Source organism: Telluria antibiotica, assembly GCF_011682055.1.
GTDB lineage: Bacteria > Pseudomonadota > Gammaproteobacteria > Burkholderiales > Burkholderiaceae_D > Telluria > Telluria antibiotica.
The window spans coordinates 59,477-73,600 of the sequence record NZ_JAAQOM010000018.1 but is presented as its reverse complement, the minus strand read 5'-3'; the positions used below and the strand labels follow the sequence as shown (position 1 = coordinate 73,600).

The following is a 14,124-nucleotide window of genomic DNA, read 5'->3' as shown; positions in this document are numbered from 1 at the left end:
AAAACGAACAGCACTGCAAATGCAGACGCAAAGGGTCTCCACCTCTGGTCGTGCCAAGGTCACGGGCACGTGTCTGGAGAGGGCGCGGTGCAGGTCGGGTCGACCCGGCCGCGCGAATGACTACGCCGGCCCGGCCGGGCGGGCGTATTTGAGTCCGTAGAACAGGATGAAGGCGTAGCAGGCCAGCGGCACCAGGAAGGACAGGTGCAGCCCGGCGATGTCGGCGAGCAGGCCCTGCGCAAATGGGACGATGGCGCCGCCGACGATAGCCATGCAAAGGATGCCGGACCCCTCGCCGCTACGGGCGCCGAGGCCTTGCAGGGCCATGCTGAAGATGGTTGGGAACATGATCGAATTGCACAGGCCGACCCCGATCAGGGACCACATGGCGAGGGAACCGTGCCCAAGCGCCGCGCAGGCAATCAGCATGATTGCGCAGGCGGCATTGCAGGCCAGCGCCTTGCCGGGCGTGACGACGCGCATCGCGGCGAAGCCGGCGAAGCGGCCGAGCATGGCGCCGCCCCAGTAATAGCTGACATAGTGTGCCGCAGCCGCCGCGTCGAGGCCCGCCACGTCGCGTTCTCCGAGGAAGCTGATCAGGAAGCTTCCGATACTGACTTCGCCGCCGACATATAGGAAGATGGCAAGCGCACCCAATGCCAGCGGCATGTGGCGCATCAGCGGCGCGCCCTCGCCACGTTGGGCCGTATCGCGGTCCTGGCGCGGCAGCCGGACCAGCGCGAATACCAGCGCAAGGGCGGCCAGGGCCATGGCCAGCGCGAGGTAGGGCAATTGCACGGCATGAGCGCGGGCCGCACCGTCCGCCTGGTCTGCCATGCTCGGCGAAGTGGACAGGATCAGGATGCCGCCGAGCGCGGGCGCCACGGTCGTGCCGAGGGAATTGAAGGCCTGCGTCAGCGTCAGCCGGCTGGACGCCGTGCGTGCGGGGCCGAGCGCGGTCACGTAGGGATTGGCGGCCACTTGCAGCACGGTGATTCCTGCGGCCAGGATGAAGAGGGCTACCAGGAACACGTCGTAGCCATGCGTGGCGGCCGGGTAGAACAGGGCACAACCGATGGCGGCGATCAGCAGACCGGCGACGACGCCGTTCTGGTAGCCGAGGCGGCGAACGAGGCGCCCGGCGGGCAGCGACACCAGGAAGTATGCGCTGAAGAAGCAGAACTGCACCAGCATGGCCTGCAGGTAGGTCAGCGTATAGACGGCTTTCAAATGCGGGATCAGGACGTCGTTCAGCGAGGTCAGGAGCCCCCACATGAAGAACAGCATCGTGATGATGGCCAGAGGTGCGGTCGTGCTGCCCTGGACGCCCTGATGTGTGGTCGGCGATGACGCGTGCTGCATGGAGTCTCCTGTTGCTTTTTATTCTGGCGGGGTAGCCATCGGGGCAACAGTAGCATGGGCCCGTTTTGTAACGCCATCGTCGGCGCCAAGCAGTGGGTTGATATCTAAGTAGTTGATTGAAAAGGATATTTTTTAAATCGGGGTGAGCGCGGATTACATTACTTTACAAACAAGCGGGCCGTTCGCTATGTGAGGTCACGGCGCCGCTGCCGTAGCCCTGCAATAAAAAGCAACAAAACGCAGAGCATTGTTGCGTTGTACACAACCTCAATTGTAGTGATTGTGCAACGTTAGTGTGGTCGTTACGCGTCCTCCGGCGCCAATCCGGCCGGCAGGATAATCGTCGCGCACAGGCCGCCTTCGGGATGGTTGGCGATGAGCAGTTCTCCTCCCATGTCGCGCACCAGCCAGCGCGCGATGCCAAGGCCTAGGCCATGACCGTCGCTGTTGCGTTCACGCCCGTGGGCAAGCCTGACGTTGGCGTCGAACAGGATGTCGAGCGCTGCTTCGGGTACGCCCGGACCATGGTCGCGCACCGTGATGCGCACGCGTCCGTCATGTTCGGCCGCGCCGATCTCCACGCGGTCGCCGTAGTGCACACCATTGTCCAGCAGGTTACCGATCGCGCGCTTGAGCGCCAGCGGCTTGGCCAGTACGGTGAGCCCGCTGGCGGTGTACGTCACCTGATGATGTGCGAGCCGCGCGTCGCGCTCCATACGGCGCAGAAGGGGATCGAGACGCACCGTGGTCGCGTCTTCGTGGATATTGCTGTCCTGGACGTTCTGCAGCGCGCTCTTGACCATCATGTCCAGTTCGTCGAGGTCCTCGTGGAACTCGACGCGGGCCGCAGCGTCGTCCAGCAGTTCGGTGCGGAACTTCAGGCGCATGATCGGGGTGCGCAGGTCGTGCGAGATCGAGACGAACAGGCGTTCGCGGTCCTCGATATAGCCCTGGATGCGTTCGCGCATGGCGCCGAAGGCGCGCGCCGTGCTGACGAATTCGCGGCTGCCGTGGTCGGGCAGGGGCGGGACCGGCTCGCCCTTTCCGAACGCTTCGGCCGCGCGCGACAGCAGCGCGAGCGGATACGTCGACCAGCGTACGACCAGGAGTGCTACCAGCAACACGAAGGCCAGCGTGACTGCCTGCAGCAACAGCCGTTCGCCGGTCAGCAATCTTCCACTGTCGAGGAAATGTGGGTTGGGCATCAGCGTGGCGAGGTACAGCCAGCGGCCCGGTTCCAACTCGACCTGGATCACCAGAATCGGGGCGGGCTTGGCGCCGGTCAGGACGATGTGCTGGACCCAGTTTTCCGGCAGGTCGAGCATGCGCACCTTGCGGTCGCTGACCTGGAGTCCGGCCGGCCAGGCGAAGCCGGTATGGATCCGGTGCACGTTCGGCAGGCCGGCCACCAATGCGCTGCGCACCCGTGCCGCAACCTGCACGGCCGCTTCCTGGTTGACGATGTCGTCGAGCGGGACGGGGGCGTTGTTCAGGCTCGCGAAGAAACGCGTCCCTCCCATTTCCCGAAACTGCTGGATCACGATCGGTTGGTATTTCGACGGCAGGCTCAGGAAAAACCTGACGGTGCTCGCCGCACTGTGTGCGACCGACAAGGCGGCCGTGCCGTTCTCGAGGTCGGCTTCGGCGCGGCTCTGGCGTACCCAGATGGCGTTGCCCACGACCTGGCTCAGGACGACGGCGGCCACCAGCGCGACAGACAGGCGGCCGAGCAGCGATTTCGGTAGCGCGCGACCGGCCATCCAGCGCCAGCGCGGGGAACGCCGGGACCCTGCGTGTTCACGCATCGGTGTTGGTCACGTCGGCCGCGAACACATAGCCGACGCCGCGCACGGTCTTGATCAGTGGCGTGGACCGGTTGTCGTCGTTCAGCCGTGTCCGCAGTCGGCTGATCTGGACATCCAGCGACCGGTCGAACGGCCCGGCATCGCGTCCACGCGTCGTCTCGTGCAGCTGGCCGCGGTCGAACACGACCCCGGGACGCTCGGCGAAGAACTTCAAAAGCTGGAAGTCGAGCCCGGTGAGCGGGACCAGCGTGCCGCTCGCATCGCGCAGGGTGCGTTCGATCACGTCCATCGTATATCCGGCGAAGCGATAGATGCGCGGCGTGCTCACGGTATCGATCCCGGCGCGGCGGTGGATCGCCTTGATCCGTGCCAGAAGCTCGCGCGGACTGCATGGCTTGGCCATATAGTCGTCCGCGCCTAGCTCGAGGCCGACGACGCGGTCGGTCTCGCCAGCGCTGGCGGTCAGCATGATGATCGGGACATTCGCACGCTGGCGCACCAGGCTGCACAGGGCAAAGCCGTCCGTGTCGGGCAGCATCACATCCAGGATGACGAGCGACAGGCTCGCCAGGTTGCGTTCGAACTCGCTGCGAAAGCTGTCGCCGTCATGCGCCAGGACGATCTCGTACTGGTGCTTCTCGAGGTAGGTCTTGAGCAGCTGGCGGATTTTCTGGTCGTCGTCGACGATGAGAATCTTGCGTGTCATGGGTTCTGGCTGTGTGAGAAGGCACGGCTGACGGCTGCCAGCCGGCGCTGGGTGTCCTGGACGGTAACGCTGTCGTCCATGAAGAACCGATACAGTTCGCTGGCCAGCGCGTCGCGCATGACATCGTCGCCGATCATCCCGATGGCGATGCTCGGTACGAGCGTGGCGGCCGGATCGGCCAGCATGGTCCAGGAGGCGCGCGCGCAGCTGTCCATCAGTGCGGGGTCGGCGTCACGCAGCACCGTGGCCGATCCCTTGATGCGGTTGTAGCGTTCCTGCAGTGCCGGGTCGACGGCGATCCGCGCGATCTTTTCCTGGGCCGCGCGTGGTACGCGATCCGAGTGCAGCATGACCAGGGTGTCGAGGTCGTACAAATGAATCGACGCCGTGCCGGGGGCCGGGCTGCAGCCGATCGTGCGGTCGACCTGCGCGCCGAAGGCCAGCAGTTCGCCCTTGAACCAGTCGCCGCCCACCAGCATCGCCGCGGTGCCGCTGTTGACCTCGCGCGCGATGTCGCTCCAATGCGCTTCGGGCACCGTCGTGCCCATCCAGCGCTTCAGGCGGCGCAGGTGCAGCAGCGCTTGCGCAAATGCGGGTTCGGAAAAGGCCTGTGCGTCGTCATCGGTGAACAGGCGCTTGTGCAGCGCCACGCCCCCGTCCGCCAGCAGCACGTTCTCGAACAGGACCGAGACCTGCCACGATTCGCTGCTTTGCGCGAGCGGTACGATACCCGCGCGCCTGAGCAGGGGCGCGATCCGTTCGAAGTCCGCCCATGTGCGGGGCGGCGCGAGGCCGAGCCGGGCGAACACCTGGCGGTTGTACAGCAGCGTGTTCATCCGGTGCACGCCAAGCGGTGCCGAGGTGACCTGGCCTGCAGGCCGGATCAGCCGGTACACGGCCGGCAAGAGCCGCCGTTCCCAGTCGTTCGCGTCGGCGGTGCGGTCGAGGTCGCGCACGAGCCCGAGCCGTGCCCAGTTCAACGACGCCAGGCTGTTCGCCTGGGCCACGTCGGGCATGTCATGGGCGAGGAGACGGCTGCGCAGGACGATGGCGGCCCCGACGCCATCGCTGGCATCTTCGTCGATCCAGCCGATGCCCGCGCGCCGCGCCGCGGCCGCGATCGTGCCGGATGCCATGCGTTCGCTGTTGGATGTCCACCAGTGCAGGACACGCATGTCCTGTGCTTGCGCGGCCGTCGCGACGGCCATGACCGCAGCCGCGAGTGCGCGCCAGCATTGCGACCGCGCGACGGTGCGCCGCCGGATATCAGGCGTCCCGTAACGGGTGCGACAGGCGTTGAGCATGCGAAACAATGATGTCGGTCGAAGAGCGCTGATGCGGCGGACGCCGCACAGGTTGGCGTAACTATAGCCGATATTGGCCGGCATGATCCGTTGAAAGTTCCTTCTAAGGAACAAAAGCGTGCAAAGTTATATTGCCGATTATTGCGTTTTGTTGCAGGGGACGCCGCCGTCGCGCGCACGCCGGCGTGGATGCGAAAGCCCGCCGGACGCGTGGCCGGGCAGGCACTTCCGCAAGGGGGCGCCCCGCTGCATGCTTCAGCGGGCGAAACCGTCGAACAATGTCATATATGTCGCGTTGAAGCCATCCAGTGCCTTGCGGGCAGCCGCATCCGGGGCCCCATAGGCGATGAGGGACGATACCGTGACCAGCTTCAGGAAGCGCTCGGCGAAGCGGCTGAAGGTCTGTTCGACATGGGCGACGAAGGCGGCGGAGTCACGATAGCGCTCGTAGATGTGGACTACCGTCTCGTCTGCGTTGACGCTGTACTGGTAGGCGAGGGTACCGGATTCCTCCCGGCTCGCGGCAACGATATCGGCCACCAGCGCGCGAAACTCCCCGAATTTTCCCGGCTCGACCTTCAGCGTGAAAATCCAGTACAGGTCGTCAACCATACAGCTTGCCGGCACCGGCCCAATCCGATGGTTTCACGTCTTCGAAAATGATGTAGATGTATTTGGCATCGGTGCCGGTATGCGTGACGATGCTGTCGGTGATGTCCTTGGCAACGGCTTCCTTTTCCCTGGCTTCCTTGCCTTCAAACCAGGTAACGCGAACGACTGGCATGGTGTCTATCCTTTGAAGAGGTTGAAAAAATGATGGTGTCACCAGGCGATCTGATTGTCCTGGTAATCGACGAACACGAGTCCGGGCTGGCCCGCGTGTTTCTCGATGGTGTCGGCAAGACCGGCGGTACTGTCCTTCACTTCGACCGGTGCGTCCGGCCCGCCCATGTCGGTCTTGACCCAGCCCGGCATCAGCGCCAGCAGCGAACGGTTTCCGCCGGCCCGTGCCGCGTAGCTGCGCATCAGCATGTTCAATGCGGCCTTGCTGGCGCGGTAGGCCTCGTAGCCACCCGTGGTGTTGCCTGCGACGCTGCCCAGGGCAGAACTCATGACCGCGATCGAGCCATCGGCGCGCACATGTTCCGCCAGCCGTTCGATGGCGCGCAACGGGCTGAGCGCGTTGGTGACCATGACGCGGGTGAATTCGTCGGTGGAAATCTGACCGATGGTCTGGTTCGGGTCGTCGCTGACACCGGCCACGACGAACAACAGATCCAGCGTGATGCCTTCCAGGCGGCGCGCGAGCGCGGCGATATCGTCCGGACGGTCGATGTCCGCGCTCAGGATGGTCAGCGCCCCATCGGCATCGGCCGCGAGTTCGCACAGTGCGGGCGCTACGGTCAGGCTCCGCTGGGTCGCGATGACGCGCCATCCACGTGCAAGGTATTCGGTAACGAGGCCGAGGCCAATGCCGCGCGATGCCCCCAGTAACAGGACGGTACGTTGTTGTTCGGTATGTTTCATGGTGCTCTCCAACGGTGAAAGACCACAGCTTAAGGTAGCGCTACACCACAATAAACAGTCTTGAATGCACCACTCTGTCTACTATTTGTCTACAATCCTGCTTTTCATAGGGACATATGGTGACTGCGGAATCGCTGAGCGGCATCGCGACATTCGTCGCAGTGGCGCGCTCGGCCAGCTTTACCGAGGCGGGAGAATTGCTCGGGATATCGAAGTCTGCGGTCGGCAAGGCGATCGCCCGCATGGAGGAACGGCTCGGCGTCAAACTGTTCTATCGGACGACCCGACGCCTGAGCCTCACCACGGATGGGCAGGCCTATTACGCGGTGTGCGCCGCGGCACTGGACGAGATTGGCGAAGCGGAGAGCAACCTCGGCACGCGGCTCGCGGAACCGGCCGGTCGCCTGCGGGTGGACATGCCGGCTGCGTTCGGGCGCCGTGTCGTCCTGCCGGTATTGCTCGACATCGCCGAGCGCTACCCGGCCCTGGAACTGACCTTGACCTTCACGGACCGTGTAATCGACCTCATCGAGGAAGGTGTCGACCTGGCCATCCGATTCGGCCCGATCGAGGATTCCAGCGACATCATCGCGCGCAAGCTGACCAGCCACCGTTGGGTGATCTGCGCGACGCCCGGCTACCTGGCGCGGTTCGGGACGCCGCGGCGCCTGGATGACGTTGCGGCGCATCGCTGCATTGTCGGACACAGGCGCGGACAGCCGCTATCGTGGCACGTCGACGAGGACGGCGCCGCAACCCGCTTCATGCCGCCGGCGACTTACCAGATCGGCGATGCCGATGCGATGGTCGAGGCGACGCTGGCCGGCTTCGGCTTGTGCCAGATGCCGGAAGCATTGTTCCGCCGGCATATCGAAGACGGACACCTCGCCGTGGTGCTGGAGGAGTGCACGCGGCACCGGATCGACGTGCATGCGGTATGGCCGCGTGCCGTCCATTTACGTCCCAAAGTGCGTCACGTGGTGGATCGCCTGATCGAACTCGGGCAGGCGGGCAGGCTCGACTCGGATTTCGGCTAGGCCCAGGATGTCGGCTCTGTCGCATGGGCCCGGCGCATCCAACGAACCGCGAAGTACGTCCGAAACGGATGTCGGTGAAACCTCTTTCGGACGGTAAAACTGCTAGTATTTACACTCCTGCTTTATTCCATTTGTTGAGTCCCAATCGACATGGATTCCACCTCCTCAGCGGACATTTTGCGCCGTCTGGACGCACTGCACGATCATTTGCCGGCGGGCGTCGTCGTGCATGCCGCGGACGGTCGTATCGTCTCTGTCAATCGCCTTGCGCAAGAACTTCTAGGGCAGAGCGAAGGCGAACTGCTCGGCATTGATCCCAGTGGAGGAGCCTGGACCGTACTACGTGAAGATGGCACGCCCCGGCCACGCGAAGAGTTTCCTGCGAATATAGTCCTGAGCACAGGCAAAAAACTTTCCGGTCAGGTCTCAGGCATTGCCGGTAACGGTCCGACGCGCTGGCTGCTGTGTAATGCCTACCCCGAATACGGCGACGCAGGTCAACTTCAGCAGGTCGTCGTCTGCTTCACCGATTGCACGGCGCTGAAAGTTGCCCAGCAATCCTTGCAAAAATCGGAAGAGCGGTTGCGGCTCGTGCTGAAGGGATCTACGGATGCGCCTTGGGACTGGGACTTGATCACGGGCGACGTGTACTACTCCGAGCGCTGGTGGAACATGCTGGGCTATGCCAGCGGGGAAGGCATCGAGGATTCCGGCGCATGGCGGCGCCTCCTGCATCCCGACGACGACGCAATGATCACGGATTACCTTGCAGAGCTGCTACCCAGCCCGCGCGAGAGTTTCAGCCTCGAGTTCCGGCTGCGCCACCAGGACGGGCACTACGTGTCAGTCCTCTCGCGCGGCTTCGTCCTGCGCGACGACGCCGGCACGGCGGTGCGCATCTCCGGCGTGAACACCGATCTCACCGAACGCAAGCGCACCGAACGGCGCATCCATGAACTGGCGTACTTCGATCACCTGACGGGTCTGCCCAACCGCCGTTTCCTGATCGAAGAACTGGAACATGCATTGGCGCGCAGCAGGCGTTCGGGCCATTGCAGCGCGCTGCTCTATCTCGACCTGGACAATTTCAAGCTGCTGAACGACACGATGGGACATGACCTGGGCGATATGTTGCTACGCCAGGTGGCCCAGCGGCTACGCACCACCGTACGCGACAGCGACCAGCTGGCCCGGCTCGGCGGTGATGAGTTCGTCGTCGTCCTGGAGGGCCTTGGTGCATCCGCGAGCGACGCCGCCGCCGAGGCCGACCGGGTGGTCGTAAAGATCCTGTCGGTCCTGGGACAACCTTACCAGCTTGGATCGCTTTTATTCAAGAGTTCGGCCAGCATCGGCGTTACGCTGTTCGACGGCAAAGGCAGCAATAGCGAAACCTTGCTCAAGCAAGCCGACCTGGCGATGTACCGCGCGAAGGCGGCAGGGCGCAATCATGCGTGTTTCTTCGATCCCAGCATGCAGGATGCGGCGGATCGCCGCGCTGCCTTCGAGGCCGCGATGCGCGACGGTTTGTCGCTGGGCCAATTCCGCCTGTTCTGCCAGCCACAATTCAATCGCCACGGGCGGCTGGTCGGTGCCGAGGTACTGGTGCGCTGGCAGCGCGACGAGGACGACATCATCGGACCCGACCATTTTATCGGATTCGCAGAAGAATCGGGGCTCATACTCCCTCTCGGCGAATACGTGCTTAAGGAGAGCTGCCGCGCGCTGGCTCGCTGGCGCTCGGACCCGACGCTGCGACATGTCAAGCTGTCGGTCAACGTCAGCGTACATCAGATGCGCGATCGGGCTTTTCCCGCAGCGGTCGCGGAGATCCTGGACCGCACGGGCGCATCCGCTGAGCGACTATGCCTGGAATTGACGGAAAGCGTGTTCGCCGAAGACCGGCTGGAGATTACCGAGCGTATGCACGCTCTTCGCTCGCAGGGTATCTGTTTCTCGCTCGACGACTTCGGGACCGGTTACTCCTCGCTGGCCTATCTGAAGACCTTTCCACTGGCCGCACTCAAGATCGACCGCTCATTCGTGCGCGATGTCGGGACCGATCCCGAGTCGGCGCCCATCGTGGAAGCCATTATCGCACTGGCGCGCAAGCTCAAGCTCGACATCGTGGCCGAGGGCGTCGAACACGAAGCGCAGCGGAGTTTTCTGATCCATGGAGGGTGCTCGTCGATGCAGGGCTATCTGCTGGGGCGGCCGCTGCCGATCGCCGAGTTCGAACACCTCTACAGTGCCGTCGGGTAGGGCATGCCTGAGCGCGCCATGGCATTGCAGGCGGGCCCCTTGGTGCGTTTCGAATCAAACGGCGGCAAGCCTTCGTGACCCGAGTCGTCTCGACACGTCGAGACGTTCTCGAATCAAATGTCCCTGCTTTCTGCTGCACCGGCCGCGACCCCGGTCGTCGCAAAGCGCTCCCGGTAAACGCGCGGCGTAATGTCGAGTTTTTTCTGGAATACCCTGCGCATGTGCGCTTCAGCGCTGAACCCGGCGTGCGCCGCCACGGTTTTCAGAGGCATGCGCACGTCTGCCAACAGCTGCGTCGCGCGCTCGAAGCGGCAGGCTTCGATGAACTCCTGTACGCTCATGCCGACTTCCTGCAGAAACACGCGGGCAAAGTGACGCTCGCTCATCATCGCCTGGCTGGCGAGCTGTGCGACCGACGTGCGTACCTGCAGGTTCGCCAGAATCCATTTCTGGATGTCGCGGATCGATGGGCGTGTCGTGCGGTCGCTCAGCAAATGCGTGCTGAACTGAGACTGGCCGCCGGGGCGTTTCAGGTAGACCACCATGTCCGTCGCCACGTCGAGCGCCAGTTCGCGGCCGAAGTCTTCCTCGACCAGCGCGAGCGCGAGGTCGATACCTGCCGTAACACCTGCCGAGGTCCACAGGTTGTCTGCCTTGACGAAGATGGCGTCCGCATCCACCGATACGGCGGGGAAATCGGCCTGCAACTGCCGCGCGACGCTCCAGTGGGTGGTCGCGCGCCGACCGTCCAGTACTCCGGCCGCGGCAAGGAAGAAAGCGCCGGAGCACAATGCCGCCAGTCGCTCGATACGCGTTGCCGCATCGGCGATCCACTCGACGATGGCAGGCCCTGCGGCCAGTGCCCGCTCGATGTCCCTCGCACCCACGATGACGGCAATGTCGGGCAGTGCCAGGCTGCTCAGGACCTTGGTGGCCTGCAGGGACATCAGGGTATCCGAAGGAACGATACCGATACGGTCGGACGCGATGCGTACGTCGTAGCCGGGTGGCTGGCCACGGCGGCGCAGGTGCACGTTGGCATACTCGAAGACCGACATCGGTCCCACGGCCTCCATGGCCTTGAAGCCCGCGTAGACGACGATGTCGACGGTCCTGGGGGAAGGGGCGCTTGTTGAGTGCATGGTGGTTGCGGCCGGATCGCTGGACAAAATTCCGCCATTATTGCACCACATCCTGCCATCGTGTGGTCGCGCCGGCACGTCGGCTGCCAGTGCCGCGCACAATGCGTGTCTTCATTCTTGACTCTTTTAGGAACGCTACGCATGAAAACCAAAGCAGCTGTGGCCTGGCAGGCCGGCGCACCACTGACCATCGAAGACGTCGACCTGCAGGGGCCCCGTGCCGGCGAGGTGCTGGTCGAACTCAAGGCCACCGGCATCTGCCATACCGACTGGTACACGCTGTCCGGCGCCGATCCAGAAGGTATCTTTCCCGCCATCCTGGGTCATGAGGGCGCCGGCATCGTCGTCGACGTCGGCCCAGGGGTGACGAGCCTGAAAAGGGATGACCATGTCATCCCGTTGTACACGCCGGAATGCCGCCAGTGCAAATTCTGCCTGTCGCAGAAGACCAACCTGTGCCAGGCGATCCGTGCGACGCAAGGGCGCGGTTTGATGCCGGATGCCACCAGCCGTTTTTCGCTGGACGGCAAACCCCTGTTCCACTACATGGGGACGTCGACCTTTTCCAATTACATCGTGGTGCCGGAAATCGCGCTCGCGAAAATCCGCAGCGATGCGCCGTTCGACAAGGTCTGCTACATCGGCTGCGGCGTGACGACCGGCGTTGGTGCCGTACTTTTCTCCGCAAAGGTGGAGGCGGGTGCCAATGTCGTCGTCTTCGGACTGGGCGGCATCGGCCTAAACGTGATCCAGGCGGCAAAAATGGTGGGCGCGGACAAGATCATCGGCGTGGACATCAATCCGGGCCGCGAAGAGATGGCGCGCAAATTCGGCATGACGCACTTCGTCAATCCGAAAGAGGTCGAGAACGTCGTCGACAGCATCGTCCAGTTGACCGACGGCGGAGCGGACTACAGCTTCGAGTGCATCGGCAACGTCACGACGATGCGCCAAGCCCTCGAGTGCACGCACAAGGGATGGGGGAAATCCTTCATCATCGGCGTGGCCGCGGCTGGCCAAGAAATTTCGACCCGGCCGTTCCAGCTGGTGACGGGACGCGAATGGCGCGGTTCTGCGTTTGGCGGCGCACGCGGCCGTACCGACGTGCCTAAGATCGTCGACTGGTACATGGAGGGGAAGCTGAATATCGACGACCTGATCACCCACCGGCTTCCGCTCGACCGGATCAACGAGGGCTTCGAACTGATGAAGCGCGGCGAATCGATACGCTCGGTCGTGCTTTATTGACGTCAGCGCGGAGGCAGCGCGGCATCGCAATTGGCAAGCAGGCGTTGCAGGAACACCTGTAACTGCGTCGCTTCCGCTGGCGAAAAGCCGCCGAGGAACTGACGGTTGACGCGGGCAATGATGTCCATGACTTGCGGGTAGAGCGCGCTCCCCTTGGACGTGAGCTCGACGTTGACCTGACGCCGGTCGACGCTGCCGCGCGTACGCCGCACGATATCCTTGGCTTCCAGGCGGTCGAGCAGGCGCGACATCGGTCCCGCATCGATGCCCGCGAACTCGCAGAATTCGTTGACGGTGCGCGCACGGCCGCGCATGGCAGCGATTATGACGATGAATTGCGCGGAAGTTAGTTCCAGTGGGGCAAGCTCACGCTCGAGTGCCGCGAAGATGGCGTTGCGCACGCCATTGACGAGGTGGCCGAGGCCACCGCCAATCAGATTGTCCAGTTCAGTCCCTGCGTGCTGTGCCACGTTGCCTCCGGTGAGGCCGCCATCGTACTTGCTTGGGCAAATACATTCAAGCCTGCCGGAGGTATGCGGCACCTATCGGTCACGCGGCGGCGGACTCGAAGCGCAGGATAGGCTTGATGGTGACGCCGCTTTCGCTGTCGGCCATTGCCTGGTTGACGTCGTCGAAGTCATAGAACTTCACCAGCCGGTCGAACGGAAAACGGCCCTGGCGGTACAGTTCGATCAGTTCGGGAATGAAGGTGCGCGACACCACGTCACCCTGTACGATGCCCATGATGCGGCGGCCGGGGATCATGACGTCGTTGACGTTGAACGACGCTTCCGTGCCTTCCGGCGTCGCGCCGACGATTCCGCACGTACCCAGCAGGCCGACGCTGTCGATGGCCTGGCGCAGCACTGCCGCGCGGCCGCTGCATTCCAGCGTGAAATCGGCGCCGCCGCCAGTGATCTTGCGGATCTCCGCCACCGGGTCGGTCTCGCGGCTGTTGATCGCGTGGGTGGCGCCAAGTTCGAGGGCCAGTTGCAAGCGCGTCGAGTTGACGTCGACGGCGATGATTTTCGTTGCGCCGGCAACGCGCGCGGCCATCAGGGCGGCCAGGCCGACAGCGCCAGTGCCGAACGCGGCGAACGAGGCGCCGGCATGGACCTTCATTGCATTGAGTACTGCGCCGGCGCCGGTCTGGATGCCACAGCCGAGGGGGCCGAGCAGCTCCAGCGGAACTTCCTTGGGCACCTTGACCACGTTCAGCTCGCTGGCGATTGCGTGTGTCGCGAACGAGGACTGGCCAAAGAAGTGGTCATGCAGTTCGCCACCGTCGTGGCAGCAGGCCGACGAGCTGCCGTCCAGGCGCCCGCCGCCGAAGTTGAGCGGGCCCATGTTGGCGCAGTGGGCCGGATGTCCGGTCGCACACGGCGAGCACAGACCACAATACATATACGCCATGACCACGTGATCGCCCGGCGCGACGGTCGTCACGTTGCGGCCGACCTGTTCGATCACGCCGGCACCCTCGTGTCCAAGGATCATGGGCAACGGGGTCTTGTACTGCTGGTCGCGGATGACCATGTCGGTGTGGCAGACGCCAGTGGCAACCATGCGCACCAGTACTTCGTTGTCGCGCGGCGCCTCAAGCGTCGCGGATTCGAATTGCAGCGGCTGGCCGGCGGTGCGGGCAACCGCAGCGCGGATCGGCTGGCGTTTCGGATCGTTCGTCATGTTCGGTACCTCCTCTGGAAAGGGAGGCAGCTCGAAAAGGTGGATGCC

At 63.8% G+C, this 14,124-nt stretch carries 13 protein-coding genes; 3 read left to right on the top strand and 10 right to left on the bottom strand.

Going from position 1 to position 14,124, the window contains the following annotated elements; all coding sequences use genetic code 11:
- Nucleotides 1–120: 120 nt before the first annotated feature.
- From HAV22_RS25245 to HAV22_RS25215, 7 genes are all read right to left on the bottom strand, one after another.
- Nucleotides 121–1,362 (bottom strand): sugar MFS transporter, encoded by a 1,242-nt coding sequence (locus HAV22_RS25245; RefSeq protein WP_166863040.1) that lies wholly within the window; start codon nucleotides 1,360–1,362, stop codon nucleotides 121–123.
- Nucleotides 1,363–1,664: 302 nt separating this feature from the next.
- A complete protein-coding gene (locus tag HAV22_RS25240) occupies nucleotides 1,665–3,167 on the bottom strand; it encodes a sensor histidine kinase (RefSeq protein WP_229421410.1) in 1,503 nt (500 codons plus the stop codon).
- Nucleotides 3,160–3,873: a response regulator gene (locus HAV22_RS25235; RefSeq protein ID WP_166863038.1), complete on the bottom strand. Its 714-nt coding sequence runs from the start codon at nucleotides 3,871–3,873 to the stop codon at nucleotides 3,160–3,162. The genes HAV22_RS25240 and HAV22_RS25235 overlap by 8 nt, the downstream gene beginning before the upstream one ends.
- On the bottom strand, nucleotides 3,870–5,048 hold the full coding sequence (locus HAV22_RS25230) for an ABC transporter substrate-binding protein (protein ID WP_166863036.1): 1,179 nt from the start codon (nucleotides 5,046–5,048) through the stop codon (nucleotides 3,870–3,872). The genes HAV22_RS25235 and HAV22_RS25230 overlap by 4 nt, the downstream gene beginning before the upstream one ends.
- Before the next feature lie 384 nt (nucleotides 5,049–5,432).
- Nucleotides 5,433–5,789: a putative quinol monooxygenase gene (locus HAV22_RS25225; RefSeq protein ID WP_166863034.1), complete on the bottom strand. Its 357-nt coding sequence runs from the start codon at nucleotides 5,787–5,789 to the stop codon at nucleotides 5,433–5,435.
- Nucleotides 5,782–5,961, bottom strand: coding sequence for a tautomerase family protein (locus tag HAV22_RS25220; RefSeq protein ID WP_166863032.1), 180 nt, complete (start codon nucleotides 5,959–5,961; stop codon nucleotides 5,782–5,784). Before HAV22_RS25220 ends, HAV22_RS25225 begins: the two co-directional genes overlap by 8 nt.
- A gap of 38 nt (nucleotides 5,962–5,999) precedes the next feature.
- The gene (locus tag HAV22_RS25215) at nucleotides 6,000–6,704 is read right to left on the bottom strand and encodes an SDR family NAD(P)-dependent oxidoreductase (RefSeq protein WP_166863030.1); all 705 of its coding nucleotides are present in this window, start codon (nucleotides 6,702–6,704) and stop codon (nucleotides 6,000–6,002) included.
- A 116-nt stretch (nucleotides 6,705–6,820) separates the two neighbouring features.
- Here HAV22_RS25215 and HAV22_RS25210 point away from each other — a divergent pair, with 116 nt between their 5' ends.
- Together HAV22_RS25210 and HAV22_RS25205 are read left to right on the top strand one after the other, a co-directional pair.
- Nucleotides 6,821–7,741 carry a LysR family transcriptional regulator gene (locus HAV22_RS25210; protein ID WP_166863028.1) on the top strand — a complete coding sequence of 307 codons (921 nt, stop codon included), beginning with the start codon at nucleotides 6,821–6,823 and terminating at the stop codon, nucleotides 7,739–7,741.
- 150 nt (nucleotides 7,742–7,891) lie between these two features.
- Entirely contained in the window at nucleotides 7,892–10,000 is a 2,109-nt protein-coding gene (locus HAV22_RS25205; RefSeq protein ID WP_166863026.1) for a putative bifunctional diguanylate cyclase/phosphodiesterase, read from the top strand.
- A 113-nt stretch (nucleotides 10,001–10,113) separates the two neighbouring features.
- On the opposite strand, the gene HAV22_RS25200 is transcribed toward HAV22_RS25205, so the two are convergent.
- Nucleotides 10,114–11,142: a GlxA family transcriptional regulator gene (locus HAV22_RS25200; protein ID WP_166863161.1), complete on the bottom strand. Its 1,029-nt coding sequence runs from the start codon at nucleotides 11,140–11,142 to the stop codon at nucleotides 10,114–10,116.
- A 141-nt stretch (nucleotides 11,143–11,283) separates the two neighbouring features.
- Here HAV22_RS25200 and HAV22_RS25195 point away from each other — a divergent pair, with 141 nt between their 5' ends.
- Nucleotides 11,284–12,390 carry an S-(hydroxymethyl)glutathione dehydrogenase/class III alcohol dehydrogenase gene (locus tag HAV22_RS25195; RefSeq protein WP_166863024.1) on the top strand — a complete coding sequence of 369 codons (1,107 nt, stop codon included), beginning with the start codon at nucleotides 11,284–11,286 and terminating at the stop codon, nucleotides 12,388–12,390.
- A gap of 2 nt (nucleotides 12,391–12,392) precedes the next feature.
- Here the strand turns inward: HAV22_RS25195 and HAV22_RS25190 are convergent, their stop codons facing one another.
- Together HAV22_RS25190 and HAV22_RS25185 are read right to left on the bottom strand one after the other, a co-directional pair.
- Nucleotides 12,393–12,860 (bottom strand): MarR family winged helix-turn-helix transcriptional regulator, encoded by a 468-nt coding sequence (locus HAV22_RS25190; RefSeq protein ID WP_166863022.1) that lies wholly within the window; start codon nucleotides 12,858–12,860, stop codon nucleotides 12,393–12,395.
- A 79-nt stretch (nucleotides 12,861–12,939) separates the two neighbouring features.
- Entirely contained in the window at nucleotides 12,940–14,076 is a 1,137-nt protein-coding gene (locus tag HAV22_RS25185; RefSeq protein WP_166863020.1) for an NAD(P)-dependent alcohol dehydrogenase, read from the bottom strand.
- Nucleotides 14,077–14,124 lie beyond the last annotated feature (48 nt).

Excerpts from the sequence above, each read along its gene's own strand:
- HAV22_RS25185 (WP_166863020.1), bottom strand. The coding sequence starts at position 14,076 with ATGACGAACGATCCGAAACGCCAGCCGATCCGCGCTGCGGTTGCCCGC.
- HAV22_RS25220 (WP_166863032.1), bottom strand. The coding sequence starts at position 5,961 with ATGCCAGTCGTTCGCGTTACCTGGTTTGAAGGCAAGGAAGCCAGGGAA.
- HAV22_RS25235 (WP_166863038.1), bottom strand. The coding sequence starts at position 3,873 with ATGACACGCAAGATTCTCATCGTCGACGACGACCAGAAAATCCGCCAG.
- HAV22_RS25210 (WP_166863028.1), top strand. The coding sequence starts at position 6,821 with ATGGTGACTGCGGAATCGCTGAGCGGCATCGCGACATTCGTCGCAGTG.
- HAV22_RS25195 (WP_166863024.1), top strand. The coding sequence starts at position 11,284 with ATGAAAACCAAAGCAGCTGTGGCCTGGCAGGCCGGCGCACCACTGACC.
- HAV22_RS25230 (WP_166863036.1), bottom strand. The coding sequence starts at position 5,048 with ATGCGTGTCCTGCACTGGTGGACATCCAACAGCGAACGCATGGCATCC.
- HAV22_RS25245 (WP_166863040.1), bottom strand. The coding sequence starts at position 1,362 with ATGCAGCACGCGTCATCGCCGACCACACATCAGGGCGTCCAGGGCAGC.
- HAV22_RS25200 (WP_166863161.1), bottom strand. The coding sequence starts at position 11,142 with ATGCACTCAACAAGCGCCCCTTCCCCCAGGACCGTCGACATCGTCGTC.
- HAV22_RS25225 (WP_166863034.1), bottom strand. The coding sequence starts at position 5,789 with ATGGTTGACGACCTGTACTGGATTTTCACGCTGAAGGTCGAGCCGGGA.
- HAV22_RS25240 (WP_229421410.1), bottom strand. The coding sequence starts at position 3,167 with ATGCGTGAACACGCAGGGTCCCGGCGTTCCCCGCGCTGGCGCTGGATG.
- HAV22_RS25205 (WP_166863026.1), top strand. The coding sequence starts at position 7,892 with ATGGATTCCACCTCCTCAGCGGACATTTTGCGCCGTCTGGACGCACTG.
- HAV22_RS25215 (WP_166863030.1), bottom strand. The coding sequence starts at position 6,704 with ATGAAACATACCGAACAACAACGTACCGTCCTGTTACTGGGGGCATCG.